This window comes from Sphingomonas aurantiaca, from assembly GCF_003050705.1.
GTDB classification, from domain to species: Bacteria; Pseudomonadota; Alphaproteobacteria; order Sphingomonadales; family Sphingomonadaceae; genus Sphingomonas; species Sphingomonas aurantiaca.
The window spans coordinates 989,183-1,006,841 of sequence record NZ_QAOG01000001.1 but is presented as its reverse complement, the minus strand read 5'-3'; the positions used below and the strand labels follow the sequence as shown (position 1 = coordinate 1,006,841).

Sequence of the window (17,659 nt, the reverse complement as noted above, 5' to 3'; positions counted from 1 at the left end):
CCTTCGCGGGGAAACAATGAGGTGAGTCCGTGCCCTTTCACCACCCCCTCCCCATTCCTATCTCCCGTTCCGAACAACCCTCGGAGCAAGCATGAAATACCTCCACACGATGATCCGCGTGACCGATCCGGCGAAGACGATCGCGTTCTTCGAGATGCTCGGGCTGAAGGAGGTCCGGCGGATGGAGAACGAGAAGGGGCGGTTCACGTTGATCTTCCTGTCGGTCCCCGGCGACGAGGGTGCCGAGGTCGAGCTGACGCACAATTGGGATCCCGAGGAGTATGGCGAGGGTCGCAATTTCGGGCACCTCGCCTACCGCGTCGACAATATCTACGACACCTGCCAGCGGCTTCACGATGCCGGCGTGACGATCAACCGGCCGCCGCGCGACGGCCACATGGCGTTTGTGCGGACCCCCGACAACATCTCGATCGAGCTGTTGCAGGCCGACGGCGCGCTCGATCCGGCCGAGCCCTGGGCGTCGATGCCGAACACCGGCAAGTGGTGAGCCGCTGATGCTCGATATCGTCCGCGTCCCCGTCCTCGCCGACAATTATGCCTGGCTGATCCACGACACCGACTCGGGCGAGACGGTGGTGGTCGATCCGGGCGAGGCGGGGCCGGTGATCGCCGCCGCCAAGATGCGCGACTGGCGGATCGACCGGGTGTGGACGACTCACTGGCATCCCGACCACACCGGCGGCAACGCCGAGATGAAGGCGTATGGCGCAACGATCGTCGGCCCCGCGGCGGAGGCGGACAGGATCCCGACGCTCGACGAGCAGGTCGGCGAAGGCGATGTCGTCCGGCTCGGCGCGCATGCGGCGACCGTCATGACCGTGCCGGGGCATACGCAGGGGCATATCGCGTTCCACTTCGCCGACGATGCGGCGATCTTCACCGGCGATACGCTGTTCGCAATGGGGTGTGGCCGGTTGTTCGAGGGAACGCCCGCGGACATGTTCGCGAACATGCAGCGTTATGCGGTGCTGTCGGACGAGACCGAGGTGTTTTGCGGACACGAATATACGCAGAGCAACGGGCGCTATGCGCTGGTCGCCGAACCGGACAATGCCGACATCGTCGCGCGGATGGCCGAGGTGGACGCGGCGCGCGCGAAAGGTGAGCCTACGGTGCCGACGACGATCGGTCTGGAGCGCGCGACCAACCCGTTCCTGAGGGCGACTTCGGTCGAGCAGCTGGCGGGCTATCGTGCGGCGAAGGATGCGTTTCGCGGGTAGGAGGCGTATGGGGGTGGTAAGACTTTTGAGGAGCGTTGCGATGCGTATGCTTTTCCTGCCACTCCTGATGCTCCCGGCCGTGATACTGGGCGCGTGTACGCAGACGCAGGCGGACGTCGAGCGCGCGCAGGTCCGCAAGGCGGACGTACAGGAGAAGCTGGCGAAGGAGCTTGCCGGGCTCGTACCGGGCAAGCCGGAGACGTGCATCAGCCAGTTCCCGCAAAAGCAGAGCTCGGGCTACGGCGCGACCATCCTGTACCGGGTCAATAACGGGCTGGTGTACCGGAGCGACACCGTCGGCGGATGCGAGGGGATCGCGCGCGGCGATATCCTCGTGACGCGGACGCCGAGCGGGCAATTGTGCCGCGGCGATATCGCTCAGACCTTCGACCAGACATCGCGCTTTCCGACCGGCAGTTGCAGCTTCGGCGATTTCATACCGTATCGGAAGCCATGATGCGCGCACCGGTTCTTGCGGCGGTCGCGCTGATGCTGGTGGCGGGCAAGTCCGATCCGCTGGCGGGGCGGGTTGCGGGGGCGCCGGTGCGGTGCATCAACCTGCAACAGCTCAACGGGCCCGAGATCGTCGATTCGCAGACGATCCTTTACCGGCAATCGGGCAAGCGGATCTGGAAGACGGGGCCGGTCGGCGAATGTGTTTCGCTGCGGCCGTTCGATACGCTGATCGTCGATGTTTACGGTGGGCAGCTGTGCCGGAACGATCGGTTCCGGACGGTGTCGAACGGCATGTCGATCCCGTCGGGCTCTTGCCGGTTTCGGGATTTCACGCCGTACGACAAGGTGAAGTAGGGGCGTCCCCCCCAATCTCTAACACACCACCCCGGCGGAGGCCGGGGCCCAATTGGGGGATGGTGCTGACTGAGGATAGCGCCCGTTTACTGCGGCTTTCCCAATTGGGCCCCGGCCTCCGCCGGGGTGGTAGCGAACGCCCCTCCCCCGTCATCCTGACGAAAGTCAGGATCCAGGGTTACGGAGGGCGGCGTGCGGTACTCTGGGTCCTGACTTTCGTCAGGATGACGCGCGCGCGCCCGCGGGGGGCTCAGTCCTCGAACACCGCCGCCCGCTTCTCCATATTCGCCCGCACCTGTTCGATCTGGTTCGGCGTGCGGATGACCTTCAGCTGTTCCTCGGTCTCGGCGTGCAGGACCGCCACCGCGTCTGCATCCGCCGCGAGGTTGTAGAGACGCTTCGAACCCCGGATCGCGTGCGGGTTCCTGGACGCGATCTCGCGCGCGAGCATCATCGCCTCACCGAGCGGGTCTTCGGACAGCCGCGTGACGAAGCCGTGCCGCACCGCCTCCGCGCCATCGAACTCGCGCGCGGTATAGGTGAGTTCGCGCAGCACGTCGTCGCGCGCCAGCGTACGCCACAGTGCGATGCCCGCCATGTCGGGGACGAGGCCCCAATGGCTTTCGCGGATCGCGAAGCGCGCGCTGGGGTGCGCGATGCGGATGTCGGCGCCCGACATGATCTGGAAGCCGCCGCCGAACGCCACGCCGTGGACCGCGGCGATCACCGGCATCGGCAACGTGCGCCAGCCCCACGCGACCTGCTGCGGGAGGTTCGCGCCACCCGCCGTCCGGTCGCCGAGCGGCAGTCCCGACCCGCCGCTCGCCATCGACGCCATGTCGAGCCCGGCGCAGAACGCCTTGCCCTCGCCCGACAGCACGACGCAGCGGACGTCCTTCATGCCGGAAAGCTGGTGAATCGCCGCGGCGATGCCCTCGAACATCGCGGGGTCGATCGCGTTCATCTTCTCCGCGCGGTTGAGGCGGACGTCGGCGACACCTTCGGCGACGGTTATAGTGACGCGGTCGTTCATTGGGGCGATCCTCTCGATCTTTGCGACAACGCTAACCACCACTGCGCTCGCCCGCAATGTTGCGCGCCGACGTGCGGCGTGTAGAGGCGGGCGGATGGCTGGTTTTGATCCACAATGGTTTGCGACGCGCGGGTTCGGCGGGCACGGCGCCGCGCTGGGCATGCGCTATCACGCGCATGGCGATGACTGGGCGGAGCTTGCGCTGCCCTATGACGAACGGCTGATCGGCGATCCGGCGAGCGGCGTGATCGCGTCGGGGCCGATCATCACGATGATGGACATGGCGACGAGTCTGGCGATCTGGATCAAGCGCAACGCGTTCGTGCCGCACGCCACGCTCGACCTGCGCGTCGATTACCTGCGCCCCGCGACGCCCGGCAAGACGGTGATCGGGCGCGGCGAATGCTACCGGATCACGCGCTCGATCGCGTTCGTGCGCGGGCAGGCGCATGACGGCGACCCGAACGATCCGCTCGCGCATGTCGCGGGGACGTTCATGGTGGTGGGCGACGTGGCGGGCATGGGCCTCAACAGAAGGATCGAGGCATGAGCATCGGTCTGCCGCCTTATGCGGAGATCCTGCGCGTCTCGGTCGAGATCGAGGCGGGGGCGCCGCCCGTGCTGGTGATGCCGTTTGCGGATGACGTGCTGGGGCGGCCGGGGTTCCTGCACGGCGGTGCGATCTCGGGGTTGCTCGAGATGGCGGCGATCGCGGCGTTGCAGCATGCGCTGGAGGCCGAGGGCGCCAATGGGTCCGACCCGCGGATCAAGCCGGTCAACGTCACGGTCGATTTCATGCGTGGCGGGCGTGACAAGCCGACGCGCGCGGCCGGCGTGGTGACGCGGCTGGGCACGCGCGTTGCGAACGTCGAGGCCACCGCCTGGCAGGACGAACGCGACAAGCCGATCGCCGCGGCGCGGATGAACTATCTGATTGTGCGAGACTGATCTTCTACTCCCCTTCCGCTTGCGGGAGGGGTCGGGGGAGGGGCGTGCCCCATCAGCCGGACGCCAGTACGTACGTCGCCCCCTCCCCTGCCCCCTCCCGCAAGCGGGAGGGGAATGCGGCCTACTTCGCGGTCAGCTTGATCAGGCGGCCTTGCGAATCGCCGCCGTCTTCCAGCACCCAGATCGCGCCGTCGGGCCCCTGTTCGACTTCGCGGATTCGCGCGCGCATGTCCCATTGATCGCCCTTCGCGGCAGACGTGCCGTTCAGGTCGACACGGACGAGCGACTTCGACGACAGCCCGCCGATGAACGCGTCGCCCTTCCACTGCGGGAACATACTGCCAGAGTAGATCATCAGCCCGCCGGGCGAGATCACCGGGTTCCACGACACCTTGGGCGGCTCATAGCCATCGCCCGGCTTGTGATCGGGAATGTCGCGGCCATCATAATGGCTGCCGTTCGACGCGTTGGGCCAGCCATAATTGAGGCCGGGCTTGATCAGGTTGACCTCGTCGCCGCCCTTGGGGCCCATCTCCTGCTCCCACAGATTGCCCTGCGAATCGAACGCGATGCCGAGCAGGTTGCGGTGGCCGTAGCTCCAGACCTCCGGCGCAAAGCCCTTGGCCGCGAGCGGGTTGCCGGGCGCGGGCTTGCCGTCGAGCGTCAGGCGCAACACCTTGCCGAGCGTCCCTTTCGGATCCTGCGCCGGGGTAAATTTCTGCCGCTCGCCATTGGTGAAGAACAGATATTTGCCATCGGGCGAGAAAGCGATGCGGCCAGAGTAATGGCCGTTGCCCTCCACGAACGGACGCGCGCGGTACAATTCGGTAATGTTTTCCAAACGGGCAAAGTCGCAGGGCGCCTGGACGCACACGGGAACCGACAGCTGCCCGCGTGCCAGGACGACGCCCTTGCCGCCCTCCCCCGCGGTCGAATAGCTGAAATAGACGCGCTGACTGGTCGCAAAGTCGGGGGCGAGGACGACGTCCATCAAACCACCCTGCCCGGCCGAATCGACTTTGACCGTCGCGATCGTCTGGCGCGATTTGCCATCGGCGGAAACGAGCAGCATCTGCCCCTTCTTCTCGGTCACCAACATGCGCGCGTCGGGCAGGAACGTCATCGCCCAGGGCGATTCGAAGTCTGCGACGACCGTCTCCTTGAACGGCTTGCCGGCCGCGGCGGGTTGCGCGGAACAGGCAGTCGAAGCGAGCAGCGTGGCGGACAACAGGCTGGTGGCGAACAGCGTTTTGCGGATCATGATTCTCTCCCGGAAATCCCTAGTCAAACGCGGCGTGACGAACGAAGGTTGCCCGCGCTTGCGGACCAGCGCCACCCGGCGTATAGAGACATCACTTCTCTACATCGCCAGGTGAAGAGGCTGCGGGGCTTGCTCCGCGGCGGAAACCCCCTGTGCTTTGGCCCTGTTTGGAATTTCAATGGCGAATATCGCCCTGCTGACCGACCTGATCGAACCCGAGGCCAAGGCGCTCGGCCTCAGCCTCGTGCGCGTGCGCATGCAGGGCGGCAAGTCCGACCCGACGCTGCAGGTGATGGCCGAGCGCCCCGACACCCGCCAGCTGGTGATCGAGGATTGCGCCGAGCTGTCGCGCCGCATCTCGGACAAGTTCGACGCGCTCGAGGCCGAGGGCAAGGACCCGGTCGGCGAGGACGCGTATCGTCTCGAGGTATCGAGCCCCGGTATCGACCGCCCGCTGACCCGTCTCCAGGACTTTGCCGATTGGGAAGGCCAGGAGGCGCGTATCCGCCTCGTCGAGCCGTTCGAGGACCGCAAGCAGATCTCGGGCAACCTCATGGGCGTCGAGGGCACCAAGATCACCGTCGACGTGAACAAGCACAAGATCATGACGATCGACTTCAGCCAAGTCGCCGACGCCAAGCTCGTCATGACCGACCGACTCATCGCCGCGACCGCACCGCTTTCGACCGAAGGCGCGGACGAGGTTTTCTATCAAGATACGCCCACCGATGAGCCTGACGCTCACGAGGCCGACACCGAAGAAGGACAGCATTGATGGCCACGGCAGTCACCGCAAACCGCGCGGAACTGATCGCGATCGCGAATTCGGTCGCGTCGGAGAAGATGATCGACAAGGCGATCGTGATCGAGGCGATGGAGGACGCGATCCAGCGCGCCGCCCGCTCGCGCTACGGCGCCGAGAACGACATCCGCGCCAAGCTCGATCCGAACACCGGCGATCTGCGCTTGTGGCGCGTCGTCGAAGTGGTCGAGGCGGTCGATGACTATTTCAAGCAGGTCGACGTCAAGGGCGCGCAGAAGCTCCAGAAGGACGCAGCACTCGGTGACTTCATCGTCGATCCGCTGCCCCCGATCGAGTTCGGCCGCATTGCCGCGCAGGCCGCCAAGCAGGTCATCTTCCAGAAGGTCCGCGACGCCGAGCGCGAGCGTCAGTTCGAAGAGTATAAGGACCGCGCGGGCGAGATCATCACCGGCGTCGTCAAGCGCGTCGAGTTCGGCCATGTCGTCGTTGACCTGGGCCGCGCCGAGGGCGTCATCCGCCGCGACGCGCAGATCCCGCGCGAAGTGGTACGCGTCAACGACCGCATCCGCTCGCTGATCCTGAACGTCCGCCGCGAGAACCGCGGTCCGCAGATCTTCCTCAGCCGCGCGCACCCCGACTTCATGAAGAAGCTGTTCGCGCAGGAAGTACCCGAAATCTACGACGGCATCATCGAGATCAAGGCCGCGGCCCGCGATCCCGGTTCGCGCGCGAAGATCGGCGTCATTTCGCATGACTCCAGCATCGATCCGGTCGGTGCGTGCGTCGGCATGAAGGGCAGCCGCGTGCAGGCCGTCGTGCAGGAGATGCAGGGCGAGAAGATCGACATCATCCCCTGGTCGCCCGACATCGCGACCTTCGTCGTCAACGCGTTGCAGCCGGCCTCGGTCAGTCGCGTCGTGATCGACGAGGAAGAAGAGCGCATCGAGGTAGTCGTTCCCGACGATCAGCTTTCGCTGGCGATCGGCCGTCGTGGCCAGAACGTGCGGCTCGCGTCGCAGCTGACCGGCAAGGCGATCGACATCCTCACCGAGGCCGATGCCTCCGAGAAGCGCCAGAAGGACTTTGTCGAGCGCTCGGCGATGTTCGAGAAGGAGCTCGACGTCGACGAGACGCTCGCACAGCTGCTGGTCGCCGAAGGGTTCACGAACCTCGAAGAGGTCGCCTATGTCGAGGTCGAGGAGATCGCGGGCATCGAGGGCTTCGACGAGGACCTGGCGGGCGAGTTGCAGAACCGCGCGACCGAGGCGCTCGAGCGTCGCGACGCGGCCAGCCGCGAAGAGCGTACCGCGCTCGGCGTGGAGGACGCGCTGATCGACATGCCGTATCTGAACGAGGCGATGCTCGTCACGCTCGGCAAGGCAGGCATCAAGACGCTCGACGATCTCGCCGATCTGGCGACCGACGAGCTGGTCGAGAAGAAGCGCGTCGAGCCACGTCGCCGCAACGACGATGCGCCCAAGCGTCCCGAGCCCAAGGGCGGCATTCTCGCCGAATACGGGCTGAGCGACGAGCAGGGTAACGAGATCATCATGGCCGCGCGCGCGCACTGGTTCGAGGACGAGGCCCCCGAGGCTGATGCTGACGCGGCGGACGAGGCTCCGGTGGAAGCGGCTCCGGCCGAGGACACTGCGGCAGACGACGCTGCGGCGGATGACGCTGCGGAGTCGACCGACGCGAAGAGCGAGGACGACAAGGCCTGATGCCGTTCGTCAGCATCCGCATTTCGGGGTCCGCCACCAAGGACCAGAAGGCCGGCATCGTCGCCGACGTCACCCAGTCGCTCGTCGAGCGGCTGGGGAAGAACCCGGCCGCGGTGCAGATCGTGATCGACGAGGTCTCGACCGAGAATTACGGCGCGGGCGGCCAATTGCTGGTCGACCGCGACGCGCCCAAGACCACTCCGGTGCAGGAGGACGCACATGCGGAACCCTCCCGATGAGACCAAGCCGCTAAACTCCCCTCCCGCTCGCGGGAGGGGTCGGGGGAGGGCAGCCACGGCTGCCGCCCCTGCGGATAGCCCCTCCCCTGACCCCTCCCGCATGCGGGAGGGGAATGAGCCCGTGCGCAAGTGCATCCTGTCAGGCGAACGCGACGTTCGCCCGCATCTGGTGCGACTCGCGCTGGCGCCCGACGGCCAGATCCATCCCGACGTGCGCGCCAAGGCGCCGGGCCGCGGCGCGTGGATCGGGGTGACGCGACTCGAACTCGAAGCGGCGATCAAGAAGGGCAAGCTGAAAGGCGCGCTCGCCCGGGCGTTCAAGACCGGCGAGTTCACCATCGCGCCCGAACTGCCGGCGATGATCGAGTCCGCGCTGGAGCGTAACGCGCTCGACCGGCTCGGTCTCGAATCGCGCTCGGGCACCGTGCTGATCGGATCCGACCGGATCGAGCAGAACGCGCGCTCGGGCAAGCTGAAGGCGCTGTATCACGCGTCCGACGCGGCCGAGGATGGCAACCGGAAGCTCGATCAGGCGTGGCGCATCGGCAACGATGTCGAGGGCTCGGGTTTGCGGGGGTTGGCACTGCCTGCGTCGCGCACCATATTGGCGTTGGCGCTGGGACGGCAAAATGTGGTACACATTGGCCTGACAGACCGCGCTGCAGCAAAGCGGGTGAGCGAAGCGCTCGACCGTTGGCTGCATTTTATCGGCTCCGAGCCTTCTTCCGTGTCTTGCGAAACGGCCTCGCAGGGCGCATCGGCGTCACAAAATATAGGGGCGTCCGGATCGACCGGACAACGCCCGGCCGTGGACATGACTGAGGAATTTGAGTGAGCGACACGGACAACGAGAAGCCGAAACTTGGCATGCGCGCACCTTTGGGTGTGAAGCGCACGGTCGAGACCGGCCAGGTGAAGCAGAGCTTCAGCCACGGCCGATCGAATACGGTGATCGTGGAAACCAAGCGCGCGCGCGTACTGCGCCGTCCGGGCGAGCCCGACGGTCCGGTCGCGGATGCCGCGCCGGTTGCCGCGCCCACCCCGGTTGCGGCGCCCGCACCGGCGCCGCAGCCGCGCGCGCCGCAGCCTGCACCTGCCCCCGTGCGCCAGCAGGCGCCGAGCAACCTGTCGCCGCAGGAGCGTCAGGCCAAGCTGCTCCGCGAGGCTGAAGAGCAGCGCATGAACACGCTCGAAGAAGGGCGTCGTCGCCAAGAGGCCGAGCGCCTCAAGGCGGCAGAGGACGAGCGCAATCGCATCGCCGAGCGCGCGCGTGCCGAGGTGGAAGCCAAGGCAGCCCCCGCGCCGAAGCCGGTCGAGGCTCCGAAGCCCGCACCCGCGCCCGTCGTCGAAGCTGCTCCGGCACCTGTCGCGGCACCGACGCCTGCGCCCGCGCCGGTCGAGGCGCCCGTTGCGGCAGCCCCTGCCCCGGCGCCGGTCGCTGCACCCAAGCCTGCACCGGCCCCCGCGCCGGTCGCGGCTGCGGCGCCCAAGCCAGCGCCGGCCCCGGTCGCACCGCCGGCACCGCCACCCATCCTCGAACTGACCCGCGATCCGGCATTCCCGGCGCCGCGCCGGTTCTCGCCGGTGGCACGTCCGGAGCGTCCTCCGCCGCCGCCAAAGCCTGTTGCAGCACCCGCTGCCGCCGCAGCGCCGACCACGGCTGCAAACGCCGGCACGACCGCAGCGCGCCCCGGCGCGGGCGGTGTGAACGCACCCGCCGGCGGTATCCGTCGCGATGCACCACCGGCGCGTCCGCAGCAGCGTGACCGCAAGGGCGACGATCGTCGCACTTCGGGCAAGCTCACCGTCAACCGCGCACTCGGCGACGGCGATGGCGCCCGCGCCCGCAGCCTCGCCGCGCTGAAGCGTGCGCGCGAGAAGGAGCGTCGCGGCACCGGTGGTCCGCGTGAGGCGCAGGCCAAGCAGATCCGCGACGTGGTCGTCCCCGAGGCGATCACCGTCCAGGAACTCGCCATCCGCATGGCCGAGAAGGGTGCAGACCTCGTCAAGGCGCTGTTCAAGATGGGCATGCCCGTCACGATGACGCAGACGATCGACCAGGATACGGCCGAACTTCTCGTCACCGAATTCGGTCACAACCTGACTCGCGTCAGCGACGTCGACCAGGATCTGGCCAACGACACGATTGACGATGCCGAGGAGACGCTCAAGCCGCGTGCCCCTGTCGTCACGATCATGGGTCACGTCGATCACGGCAAGACGTCGCTGCTCGATGCCCTGCGCGGCACCGACGTGGTGCGCGGCGAAGCGGGCGGCATCACCCAGCATATCGGCGCGTATCAGGTCACGCTGAAGGACAAGTCGAAGATCACCTTCCTCGACACGCCGGGCCATGAGGCGTTCACGCAGATGCGTGCGCGTGGTGCGGACGTCACCGACATCGTCATCCTGGTGGTGGCGGCGGACGACGGGCTGATGCCGCAGACGGTGGAGGCGATCGCCCACACCAAGGCGGCAGGCGTCCCGATGATCGTCGCGATCAACAAGATCGACAAGGAAGGCGCCAATGCCCAGAAGGTGCGCGAGCGCCTGCTGAGCGAGGAGATCGTGGTCGAGGACATGGGCGGCGACGTCCAGGACGTCGAAGTCTCCGCGACCAAGAAGATCGGTCTCGATGCGCTGATCGAGAAGATCCAGCTCCAGGCCGAACTGCTCGAACTGCGCGCCAATCCGGATCGCGCGGCCGAGGGTACGGTGATCGAGGCCAAGCTCGACAAGGGTCGTGGCCCGGTCGCGACGATCCTCGTCAACCGCGGCACGCTCAAGGTCGGCGACATCTTCGTCGTCGGCGGCGAGAGCGGCAAGGTCCGCGCGCTGGTCGACGACAAGGGCAAGCAGATCAAGGAAGCGGGTCCGGCGATGCCGGTCGAGGTTCTCGGTCTGTCGGGTGTCCCGTCGGCGGGCGATCCGTTCCAGGTCGTCGAGAACGAGGCACGCGCCCGCGAAGTCGCGGAATATCGTCGCAGCGTGAAGACCGACAAGCGGACCGCATCGGTTCCTGCCAGCCTCGAGAGCATGTTCTCGGCGCTGAAGGAAAAGCAGGCGATCGAATATCCGCTGGTCGTGAAGGCCGATACGCAGGGTACCGTCGAGGCGATCGTCGGGGCGATCAACAAGATCTCCACCGATCTGATCAAGGCGCGCGTGCTCAACTCTGGCGTCGGTGGCATCACCGAGTCGGACGTCACGTTGGCGGCGGCATCGGGTGCACCGATCATCGGCTTCAACGTTCGCCCGAACGCCAAGGCGCGTGAGATCGCCGAACGCCAGAAGGTCGCGTTCAAGTACTACGATGTCATCTACGACCTGATCGACGAGATCCGGGCGGGGATGGCAGGCGAGCTTGGGCCGGAAGCGTTCGAGACGGTCGTCGGTCGTGCCGATATCCGCGAGGTCTTCTCGGCGGGCAAGCATGGCAAGGCGGCGGGTCTGCTCGTTACCGAGGGCAATATCCGCAAGGCGCTCAAGGCGCGCATCACGCGCAACGACGTCATCATCTACCAGGGCGAAATCGCATCGCTGCGTCGCTTCAAGGATGATGTCGCCGAAGTCCGCGCCGGGCTGGAATGTGGTGTGACGTTCACGTCGAACTTCGTCGACATCAAGGCCGGCGACGTCCTCGAGACGTTCGAAGTCGAGATGCGCGAACGCACGCTGTAATACTAAAGCCCTCTCCCCCGGGTCCCATGAAAGTATTACTTTCATGGGTGCCTGCTGCGGGGAGAGGGTCGGGTGAGGGGCTGCCCCAGGCGCTTGCGTATGCGGCGCCCCTCACCCCCGCCCTCTCCCCGAGGGGGAGAGGGAGCAAGAGAATGAAGACCGATACCCCCGAAATCAAAACCGTCCGCGCACTCCGCGTGGGCGAACAGGCGCGTCATGCGCTCAGCGACATCCTCGCACGCGGCGACGTCCATGATCCGGTGCTCGAAAAGCATCTCGTGACGATCACCGAGGTGCGCATGTCCCCCGATCTGCGCCACGCCACCGTCTTCGTGAAGCCGCTGCTCGGCAAGGACGAGGAGAAGGTGCTGAAGGCGCTGCGGACCAACACCGCCTATCTTCAGCGCGAAGTCGCGACCCGCGTGCAGACGCGCTACGCCGCCAAGCTGAAGTTCCTCGCCGACGAGAGCTTCGACGAAGGCACGCACATCGACACGCTGCTGCGCGACCCGCATATCGCGCGCGATCTGGCCGAGGATTGACGCCGCCGCGCGACGCGTCTTTGGGTTGAGCCGATGGCCAAGCTGTATTTCTATTATGCGTCGATGAACGCGGGCAAGTCGACGAACCTGCTCCAGGCGGACTTCAACTATCGCGAGCGGGGGATGCGGACGATGCTGTTCACCGCCGCGATCGACGATCGCTTCGCCGCCGGCACGATCACCTCGCGGATCGGGCTGAAGGCGCCGGCGATCGCGTTCGACGCGACGACGGATATCGGCGCGTGCGTCGCGCGGCAGCACGGCGAGGATGCGATCTCGTGCGTGCTGGTCGACGAGGCGCAGTTCCTGACGCCCGCCCAGGTCGACCAGCTTGCGCGTGTCTGCGACGTGGTCGGGATCCCTGTGCTGGCTTACGGATTACGGACCGATTTCCAGGGCGCGCTTTTCCCCGGGTCGGCGCGATTGCTGGCGCTGGCGGACTCGCTGGTCGAGATCAAGTCGGTGTGCATGTGCGGGCGCAAGGCGACGATGAACCTGCGAGTCGATGCGGGCGGGCGGGCGATCGCCGAGGGGCAGCAGACCGAAATCGGCGGCAACGACCGCTATGTCGCGTTGTGCCGACGGCATTTTACCGAGGCTCTGGGCTAGCCCCCTGCCCTTCGGCTTGCCATGTCCCCGTCATCCTGACGAACGTCGGGCCCCGGGGGCAACGAACACCGGCATACGTGGATCTGGGTCCTGATTTTTGTCAGGATGACCGGATGGATGGACTCGCTCGTGTCTCACGTGGAAATTTAGGACCTCGAACATGCATGGCTGGATCATTCTCGATAAGCCGCTGGGGCTGGGCTCGACGCAGGGCGTGTCCGCGGTAAAGCGCGTGCTGCGTCAGGGCGGCTATGGCAAGTTCAAGGTCGGCCATGGCGGTACGCTCGATCCGCTGGCGACCGGCGTGTTGCCGATCGCGGTCGGCGAGGCGACCAAGCTCGCCGGGCGGATGCTCGACAGCGACAAGATCTATGACTTCACGATCCTGTTCGGGGTCGAAACCGACACGCTCGACGCCGAGGGGGTGAGCATCGCCACCGCCGACGTGCGACCGACGATGGCCGCGGTCGAGGCCGTCCTCGCGCAGTTCACCGGTCCGATCGCGCAGGTGCCGCCGTCCTATTCCGCGCTGAAGGTCGACGGCGAGCGCGCCTACGACCTCGCGCGCGCCGGGCATGCGGTGCTGCTGGCCAGCCGGAACGTGACGATCTACGCGCTCGCCGCCCACCCGACCCGTCATTCCAGCGGAAGCTGGAATCGCACCGCGGAACAGCAGCCCGCGCCCCATGGAGATCCCAGCGTTCGCTGGGATGACGAGGGTGGGGAGGAGTCGACGACGTCGTCGGAGGCGCCGGCAGAGGAGGTCACCCTCACCGCGCACGTCTCGAAGGGCACCTATATCCGCAGCCTCGCGCGCGACATCGCGATCGCGCTCGGCACGGTCGGCCACGTCACCATGCTGCGCCGGACCAAGGCGGGTCCGTTCGGGCTGCAAAACGCGATATCGCTGGACAAACTTGACGAACTCGGGCAGGCGCGCGCCCTTGAAGATGTACTTCTGCCCTTGAGGGTGGCGCTGGACGACATCCCGGCTCTCTCCCTCACCCCCGACCAGGCAGGGGCGCTCCGACAGGGGCGTATCTTGGCCGGGATCGCCGCAGACGATGGCCAATACTTTGCCGAGCTGGACGCCGTCCCGGTCGCGCTGGTCGAGGTCGAGGACGGAGACGTCCGGGTCGTTCGCGGTTTCAATATGTGATGTCGTAGGACGAAATTCATGACGATTACCGCTGAACGCAAGACCGAGCTCGTCAAGGAGCATTCGCGCGCCGAGGGCGATACCGGTTCGCCGGAAGTCCAGGTCGCGATCCTGACCGAGCGCATCAAGAACCTGACCGAGCACTTCAAGGGCCACAAGAAGGACAACCACTCGCGTCGTGGTCTTCTCATGATGGTCAACAAGCGCCGGACGCTGCTGGATTATCTCCGTCACAAGGACGGCCAGCGCTACCTGGATCTGATCGCGAAGCTCGGCCTTCGCAAGTAACACGAACGGCTCCCTTCGGGGGGCCGTTTTCGTATATAGGGTTGTTCTCCCGCGAAGGCGGGAGTCCAGACTGGGCCTCCGCCTTCGCGGAGGAACAGGAAGTGCCAGAACACAATTCGGTGAACTGGCCAGAAGCGACAACTCGCTTCGAACCGCCGCGAGCCGGCTTAGCTCGCACATAGGCCCCGGTCGGCATCTGGCCGCCGGAGTGAAGGAAACGAAATGTTCGATACCAAGACCGTAAGCGCCCAGTGGGGCGGCAAGACGCTGACGCTCGAGACCGGCCGCGTGGCCCGTCAGGCAAACGGCGCCGTGCTCGCCACCCTCGGCGAGACCGTCGTTCTGTGCGCCGTGACGGCTGCACGGACCGTCAAGGAAGGGCAGGATTTCTTCCCGCTCACCGTCCATTATCAGGAGAAGTTCTCCGCAAGCGGCCGCATCCCCGGTGGCTTCTTCAAGCGTGAGCGCGGCGCGACCGAGAAGGAGACGCTGACCAGCCGTCTCATCGATCGCCCGATCCGTCCCCTCTTCCCAGAGGGTTTCTACAACGAGATCAACGTGATCTGCCAGGTTCTGTCGTATGACGGCGAGAACGAGCCGGACATCCTCGCGATGGTCGCGGCGTCGGCGGCGCTGACGATCTCGGGCGTGCCGTTCATGGGCCCGATCGGCGCAGCGCGCGTCGGCTATGTCGATGGCGCCTACATCCTCAACCCGACGCTCGACGAAGCCAAGGCGGGTGACCTCGACCTCGTCGTCGCCGCCACCGGCCAGGCCGTGATGATGGTCGAATCGGAAGCCAAGGAGCTTTCGGAAGAGATCATGCTCGGCGCGGTGCAGTTCGCGCACAAGGCATGCCGCGAAGCCGCCAACCTGATCATCGATCTGGCCGAGCAGGCTGCCAAGGATCCTTGGGAAATGGCCGAGCAGGCCGACCTGTCGACCGCCAAGGACAAGCTGAAGAAGCTGATCGGCAAGGACATTGCGGCCGCCTACAAGGTGACCGACAAGTCCAAGCGTTCGGACCTGCTGAACGCCGCACGCGCCAAGGGCAAGACCGCCTTTGCCGATGCCACCCCGCAGGACCAGATGGCGGCCGGCAAGCTGATGAAGAAGCTGGAGGCGGAGATCGTCCGCGGCGCCATCCTCAAGGACGGCACCCGCATCGACGGCCGCACCACCACGCAGATCCGTCCGATCGAGGCGATGGTGCACTTCCTCCCGCGCACGCATGGCTCGGCCCTGTTCACGCGCGGCGAGACGCAGTCGATCTGCACCACCACGCTCGGCACGCGCGACGCAGAGCAGATGATCGACGGCCTGAACGGTCTTTCGTACGAAAACTTCATGCTCCACTACAACTTCCCGCCCTACTCGGTCGGTGAAGTCGGTCGCTTCGGTGCGCCGGGTCGTCGCGAAGTCGGCCACGGCAAGCTCGCCTGGCGCGCGCTGCACCCGGTGCTGCCGTCGAAGGAAGAGTTCCCGTACACGATCCGCGTTCTGTCCGACATCACGGAGAGCAACGGCTCGTCGTCGATGGCGACGGTTTGCGGCGGTTCGCTGTCGATGATGGATGCGGGCGTTCCGCTGAAGCGTCCGGTCTCGGGCATCGCGATGGGCCTGATCCTCGAGGGCAAGAACTTCGCGGTCCTGTCGGACATCCTGGGCGACGAGGATCACCTCGGCGACATGGACTTCAAGGTCGCCGGCACGTCCGAGGGCATCACCACGATGCAGATGGACATCAAGATCGCCGGCATCACCGAAGAGATCATGGGCAAGGCGCTGGCACAGGCCAAGGAAGGCCGTGCGCACATCCTGGGCGAAATGGCCAAGGCGCTCGACCACACGCGTGAGGAGCTGTCGGCGCACGCACCGCGCATCGAGACCTTCACGATCGAGAAGTCGAAGATCCGTGAAGTCATCGGCACCGGCGGCAAGGTAATCCGCGAGATCGTCGCGCAGACCGGCGCCAAGGTCGACATCGACGACGAGGGCGTGATCAAGGTGTCGTCGTCCGACCCCGCGCAGATCGACGCTGCGATCAAGTGGATCAAGGGCCTCGTCGAGGAAGCCGAAGTCGGCAAGGTCTATGACGGCAAGGTCGTCAACCTGGTGGACTTCGGTGCGTTCGTGAACTTCATGGGTGGCAAGGACGGTCTCGTCCACGTGTCCGAAATCAAGAACGAGCGCGTCGAGAAGGTCTCGGACGCGCTGAGCGAAGGCCAGGACGTCAAGGTCAAGGTCCTCGAGATCGATCCGCGCGGCAAGGTTCGCCTGTCGATGCGCGTCGTTGATCAGACGACCGGCGAAGAGCTGGAAGATACCCGCCCGGCGCGTGAGCCCCGTGAGGGTGGCGATCGTGGTTCGCGTGGTCCGCGTCGCGATGGCGATGGCGGTCGTGATGCCGGTAACGGCGGCGGCGGTCGTGGTCCGCGCGGCGAAGGCGGCGGCGGTGATCGCGGTTCGCGTGGCCCGCGTCGTGATGGCGATGGCGGTCGCGATGCAGGCGGCAACGGCGGTGGCCGTGGCCCGCGTCGTGACGGCGGTGGTGGTCAGGGCGGCGAGCGCGCTCCCCGCGCCGAGCGTTCGGACGGCGACAAGGCCCCCGAATTCGCACCGGCGTTCCTGACGGGCGATCGCGACTAAGCCCTTACGGCCTAACGCGAATTGATGGAGGGGCTCGGGAAACCGGGCCCCTTTCTCATGGGTGACTCGCTTTGCCGGATTTTAGGTCACGGGGATGATTAATAGCGGAACGCGAGCGCCATGCCGGATGTTCGAACCGATATGAACGTTATCTCGAAGTCCGTTATTCTCGTCGTCGATGACGACGCCCTTGTCCGGGTCCATTCCAACCTCGCACTCGAAGATGCGGGGTATGAAGTCGTCGAAGCCAGCAACGCCGCCGACGCACTGGTCAAGCTGGAGGAGCGGCCCGATATCGCCGCGCTGTTCACCGACGTTCGCATGCCGGGTGACCTCAACGGCATCGATCTCGCCAACGCGGTCCATGCGCAGCGTCCCGACATCGCGATCCTGGTCACGTCGGGGACCGATAACGGCAAGATGGCCCTCCCCGCAGCCGCGCGTTTCATCCGGAAGCCCTATACCGGCGCGCAACTCAGCAAGCTGCTACAGCGCTGATCCGGTTGACCAACGGCACCGTCATCGTTTGCAATGACGGATGTTGGTCGACACGAAGTGCAACGATCATGGCTGCTGCGATACGAGATTCCCGTCACTGCTCGCAGCGCCGACGTTGCAAGCCACCCGTTTTGAGCGCAGCTAACCTGACCGCGCGACGCTTCAGCGGCGAACAGTCAATCATGTAGCGATATGATGGAGAAGAGTGGGGAGCTTC

19 protein-coding genes are annotated in these 17,659 nt (G+C 66.0%); 17 read left to right on the top strand and 2 right to left on the bottom strand.

Annotated features, from left to right (window positions below; genetic code table 11):
- Nucleotides 1–91: 91 nt before the first annotated feature.
- The 4 genes from C8J26_RS04660 to C8J26_RS04645 are packed head-to-tail and all read left to right on the top strand — an operon-like array spanning nucleotide 92 to nucleotide 2,051.
- Nucleotides 92–508 (top strand): VOC family protein, encoded by a 417-nt coding sequence (locus C8J26_RS04660; RefSeq protein WP_107956865.1) that lies wholly within the window; start codon nucleotides 92–94, stop codon nucleotides 506–508.
- Between the two features lie 7 nt (nucleotides 509–515).
- Nucleotides 516–1,241, top strand: coding sequence for a hydroxyacylglutathione hydrolase (gene gloB / locus C8J26_RS04655; RefSeq protein WP_107956864.1), 726 nt, complete (start codon nucleotides 516–518; stop codon nucleotides 1,239–1,241).
- A gap of 40 nt (nucleotides 1,242–1,281) precedes the next feature.
- The gene (locus C8J26_RS04650) at nucleotides 1,282–1,698 is read left to right on the top strand and encodes a hypothetical protein (RefSeq protein ID WP_244185154.1); all 417 of its coding nucleotides are present in this window, start codon (nucleotides 1,282–1,284) and stop codon (nucleotides 1,696–1,698) included.
- A complete protein-coding gene (locus C8J26_RS04645; protein ID WP_244185153.1) occupies nucleotides 1,695–2,051 on the top strand; it encodes a hypothetical protein in 357 nt (118 codons plus the stop codon). The genes C8J26_RS04650 and C8J26_RS04645 overlap by 4 nt, the downstream gene beginning before the upstream one ends.
- A 250-nt stretch (nucleotides 2,052–2,301) precedes the next feature.
- Here the strand turns inward: C8J26_RS04645 and C8J26_RS04640 are convergent, their stop codons facing one another.
- Complete coding sequence (locus tag C8J26_RS04640) at nucleotides 2,302–3,084, bottom strand: crotonase/enoyl-CoA hydratase family protein (RefSeq protein WP_107956863.1); 783 nt, start codon at nucleotides 3,082–3,084, stop codon at nucleotides 2,302–2,304.
- 94 nt (nucleotides 3,085–3,178) lie between these two features.
- Between C8J26_RS04640 and C8J26_RS04635 the strand changes: the two genes are divergently transcribed.
- Both C8J26_RS04635 and C8J26_RS04630 read left to right on the top strand, forming a co-directional pair.
- Nucleotides 3,179–3,634 (top strand): PaaI family thioesterase, encoded by a 456-nt coding sequence (locus C8J26_RS04635; protein ID WP_056411660.1) that lies wholly within the window; start codon nucleotides 3,179–3,181, stop codon nucleotides 3,632–3,634.
- The gene (locus C8J26_RS04630) at nucleotides 3,631–4,032 is read left to right on the top strand and encodes a PaaI family thioesterase (protein WP_107956862.1); all 402 of its coding nucleotides are present in this window, start codon (nucleotides 3,631–3,633) and stop codon (nucleotides 4,030–4,032) included. The genes C8J26_RS04635 and C8J26_RS04630 overlap by 4 nt, the downstream gene beginning before the upstream one ends.
- 121 nt (nucleotides 4,033–4,153) lie before the next feature.
- Here the strand turns inward: C8J26_RS04630 and C8J26_RS04625 are convergent, their stop codons facing one another.
- Nucleotides 4,154–5,293, bottom strand: coding sequence for a PQQ-dependent sugar dehydrogenase (locus C8J26_RS04625; protein WP_107956861.1), 1,140 nt, complete (start codon nucleotides 5,291–5,293; stop codon nucleotides 4,154–4,156).
- Between the two features lie 178 nt (nucleotides 5,294–5,471).
- Here C8J26_RS04625 and rimP point away from each other — a divergent pair, with 178 nt between their 5' ends.
- From rimP to C8J26_RS04570, 11 genes are all read left to right on the top strand, one after another.
- Nucleotides 5,472–6,068 (top strand): ribosome maturation protein RimP, encoded by a 597-nt coding sequence (gene rimP, locus C8J26_RS04620; protein WP_107956860.1) that lies wholly within the window; start codon nucleotides 5,472–5,474, stop codon nucleotides 6,066–6,068.
- Nucleotides 6,068–7,777 carry a transcription termination factor NusA gene (gene nusA / locus C8J26_RS04615; RefSeq protein WP_107956859.1) on the top strand — a complete coding sequence of 570 codons (1,710 nt, stop codon included), beginning with the start codon at nucleotides 6,068–6,070 and terminating at the stop codon, nucleotides 7,775–7,777. The genes rimP and nusA overlap by 1 nt, the downstream gene beginning before the upstream one ends.
- The gene (locus tag C8J26_RS04610; protein ID WP_107956858.1) at nucleotides 7,777–8,016 is read left to right on the top strand and encodes a tautomerase family protein; all 240 of its coding nucleotides are present in this window, start codon (nucleotides 7,777–7,779) and stop codon (nucleotides 8,014–8,016) included. The genes nusA and C8J26_RS04610 overlap by 1 nt, the downstream gene beginning before the upstream one ends.
- A 100-nt stretch (nucleotides 8,017–8,116) precedes the next feature.
- On the top strand, nucleotides 8,117–8,851 hold the full coding sequence (locus C8J26_RS04605; RefSeq protein WP_244185152.1) for a DUF448 domain-containing protein: 735 nt from the start codon (nucleotides 8,117–8,119) through the stop codon (nucleotides 8,849–8,851).
- Nucleotides 8,848–11,697: a translation initiation factor IF-2 gene (infB, locus tag C8J26_RS04600; RefSeq protein WP_107956856.1), complete on the top strand. Its 2,850-nt coding sequence runs from the start codon at nucleotides 8,848–8,850 to the stop codon at nucleotides 11,695–11,697. Before C8J26_RS04605 ends, infB begins: the two co-directional genes overlap by 4 nt.
- A 152-nt stretch (nucleotides 11,698–11,849) precedes the next feature.
- Nucleotides 11,850–12,239: a 30S ribosome-binding factor RbfA gene (rbfA, locus tag C8J26_RS04595; protein ID WP_056411674.1), complete on the top strand. Its 390-nt coding sequence runs from the start codon at nucleotides 11,850–11,852 to the stop codon at nucleotides 12,237–12,239.
- A gap of 33 nt (nucleotides 12,240–12,272) precedes the next feature.
- A complete protein-coding gene (locus C8J26_RS04590; protein ID WP_107956855.1) occupies nucleotides 12,273–12,848 on the top strand; it encodes a thymidine kinase in 576 nt (191 codons plus the stop codon).
- A 160-nt stretch (nucleotides 12,849–13,008) separates the two neighbouring features.
- Entirely contained in the window at nucleotides 13,009–14,007 is a 999-nt protein-coding gene (gene truB, locus C8J26_RS04585; RefSeq protein WP_107956854.1) for a tRNA pseudouridine(55) synthase TruB, read from the top strand.
- An 18-nt stretch (nucleotides 14,008–14,025) separates the two neighbouring features.
- Nucleotides 14,026–14,295, top strand: coding sequence for a 30S ribosomal protein S15 (gene rpsO, locus C8J26_RS04580; RefSeq protein WP_055881152.1), 270 nt, complete (start codon nucleotides 14,026–14,028; stop codon nucleotides 14,293–14,295).
- A gap of 222 nt (nucleotides 14,296–14,517) precedes the next feature.
- Nucleotides 14,518–16,944, top strand: coding sequence for a polyribonucleotide nucleotidyltransferase (gene pnp, locus C8J26_RS04575; RefSeq protein ID WP_107956853.1), 2,427 nt, complete (start codon nucleotides 14,518–14,520; stop codon nucleotides 16,942–16,944).
- 141 nt (nucleotides 16,945–17,085) lie between these two features.
- Complete coding sequence (locus C8J26_RS04570; RefSeq protein ID WP_167398771.1) at nucleotides 17,086–17,442, top strand: response regulator; 357 nt, start codon at nucleotides 17,086–17,088, stop codon at nucleotides 17,440–17,442.
- Nucleotides 17,443–17,659 lie beyond the last annotated feature (217 nt).

Excerpts from the sequence above, each read along its gene's own strand:
- nusA (WP_107956859.1), top strand. The coding sequence starts at position 6,068 with ATGGCCACGGCAGTCACCGCAAACCGCGCGGAACTGATCGCGATCGCG.
- truB (WP_107956854.1), top strand. The coding sequence starts at position 13,009 with ATGCATGGCTGGATCATTCTCGATAAGCCGCTGGGGCTGGGCTCGACG.
- pnp (WP_107956853.1), top strand. The coding sequence starts at position 14,518 with ATGTTCGATACCAAGACCGTAAGCGCCCAGTGGGGCGGCAAGACGCTG.
- C8J26_RS04605 (WP_244185152.1), top strand. The coding sequence starts at position 8,117 with ATGCGGGAGGGGAATGAGCCCGTGCGCAAGTGCATCCTGTCAGGCGAA.
- C8J26_RS04660 (WP_107956865.1), top strand. The coding sequence starts at position 92 with ATGAAATACCTCCACACGATGATCCGCGTGACCGATCCGGCGAAGACG.
- rbfA (WP_056411674.1), top strand. The coding sequence starts at position 11,850 with ATGAAGACCGATACCCCCGAAATCAAAACCGTCCGCGCACTCCGCGTG.
- C8J26_RS04625 (WP_107956861.1), bottom strand. The coding sequence starts at position 5,293 with ATGATCCGCAAAACGCTGTTCGCCACCAGCCTGTTGTCCGCCACGCTG.
- C8J26_RS04645 (WP_244185153.1), top strand. The coding sequence starts at position 1,695 with ATGATGCGCGCACCGGTTCTTGCGGCGGTCGCGCTGATGCTGGTGGCG.
- gloB (WP_107956864.1), top strand. The coding sequence starts at position 516 with ATGCTCGATATCGTCCGCGTCCCCGTCCTCGCCGACAATTATGCCTGG.
- C8J26_RS04640 (WP_107956863.1), bottom strand. The coding sequence starts at position 3,084 with ATGAACGACCGCGTCACTATAACCGTCGCCGAAGGTGTCGCCGACGTC.
- C8J26_RS04630 (WP_107956862.1), top strand. The coding sequence starts at position 3,631 with ATGAGCATCGGTCTGCCGCCTTATGCGGAGATCCTGCGCGTCTCGGTC.
- C8J26_RS04570 (WP_167398771.1), top strand. The coding sequence starts at position 17,086 with ATGAACGTTATCTCGAAGTCCGTTATTCTCGTCGTCGATGACGACGCC.
- C8J26_RS04650 (WP_244185154.1), top strand. The coding sequence starts at position 1,282 with ATGCGTATGCTTTTCCTGCCACTCCTGATGCTCCCGGCCGTGATACTG.
- rimP (WP_107956860.1), top strand. The coding sequence starts at position 5,472 with ATGGCGAATATCGCCCTGCTGACCGACCTGATCGAACCCGAGGCCAAG.
- C8J26_RS04635 (WP_056411660.1), top strand. The coding sequence starts at position 3,179 with ATGGCTGGTTTTGATCCACAATGGTTTGCGACGCGCGGGTTCGGCGGG.
- C8J26_RS04610 (WP_107956858.1), top strand. The coding sequence starts at position 7,777 with ATGCCGTTCGTCAGCATCCGCATTTCGGGGTCCGCCACCAAGGACCAG.
- rpsO (WP_055881152.1), top strand. The coding sequence starts at position 14,026 with ATGACGATTACCGCTGAACGCAAGACCGAGCTCGTCAAGGAGCATTCG.
- C8J26_RS04590 (WP_107956855.1), top strand. The coding sequence starts at position 12,273 with ATGGCCAAGCTGTATTTCTATTATGCGTCGATGAACGCGGGCAAGTCG.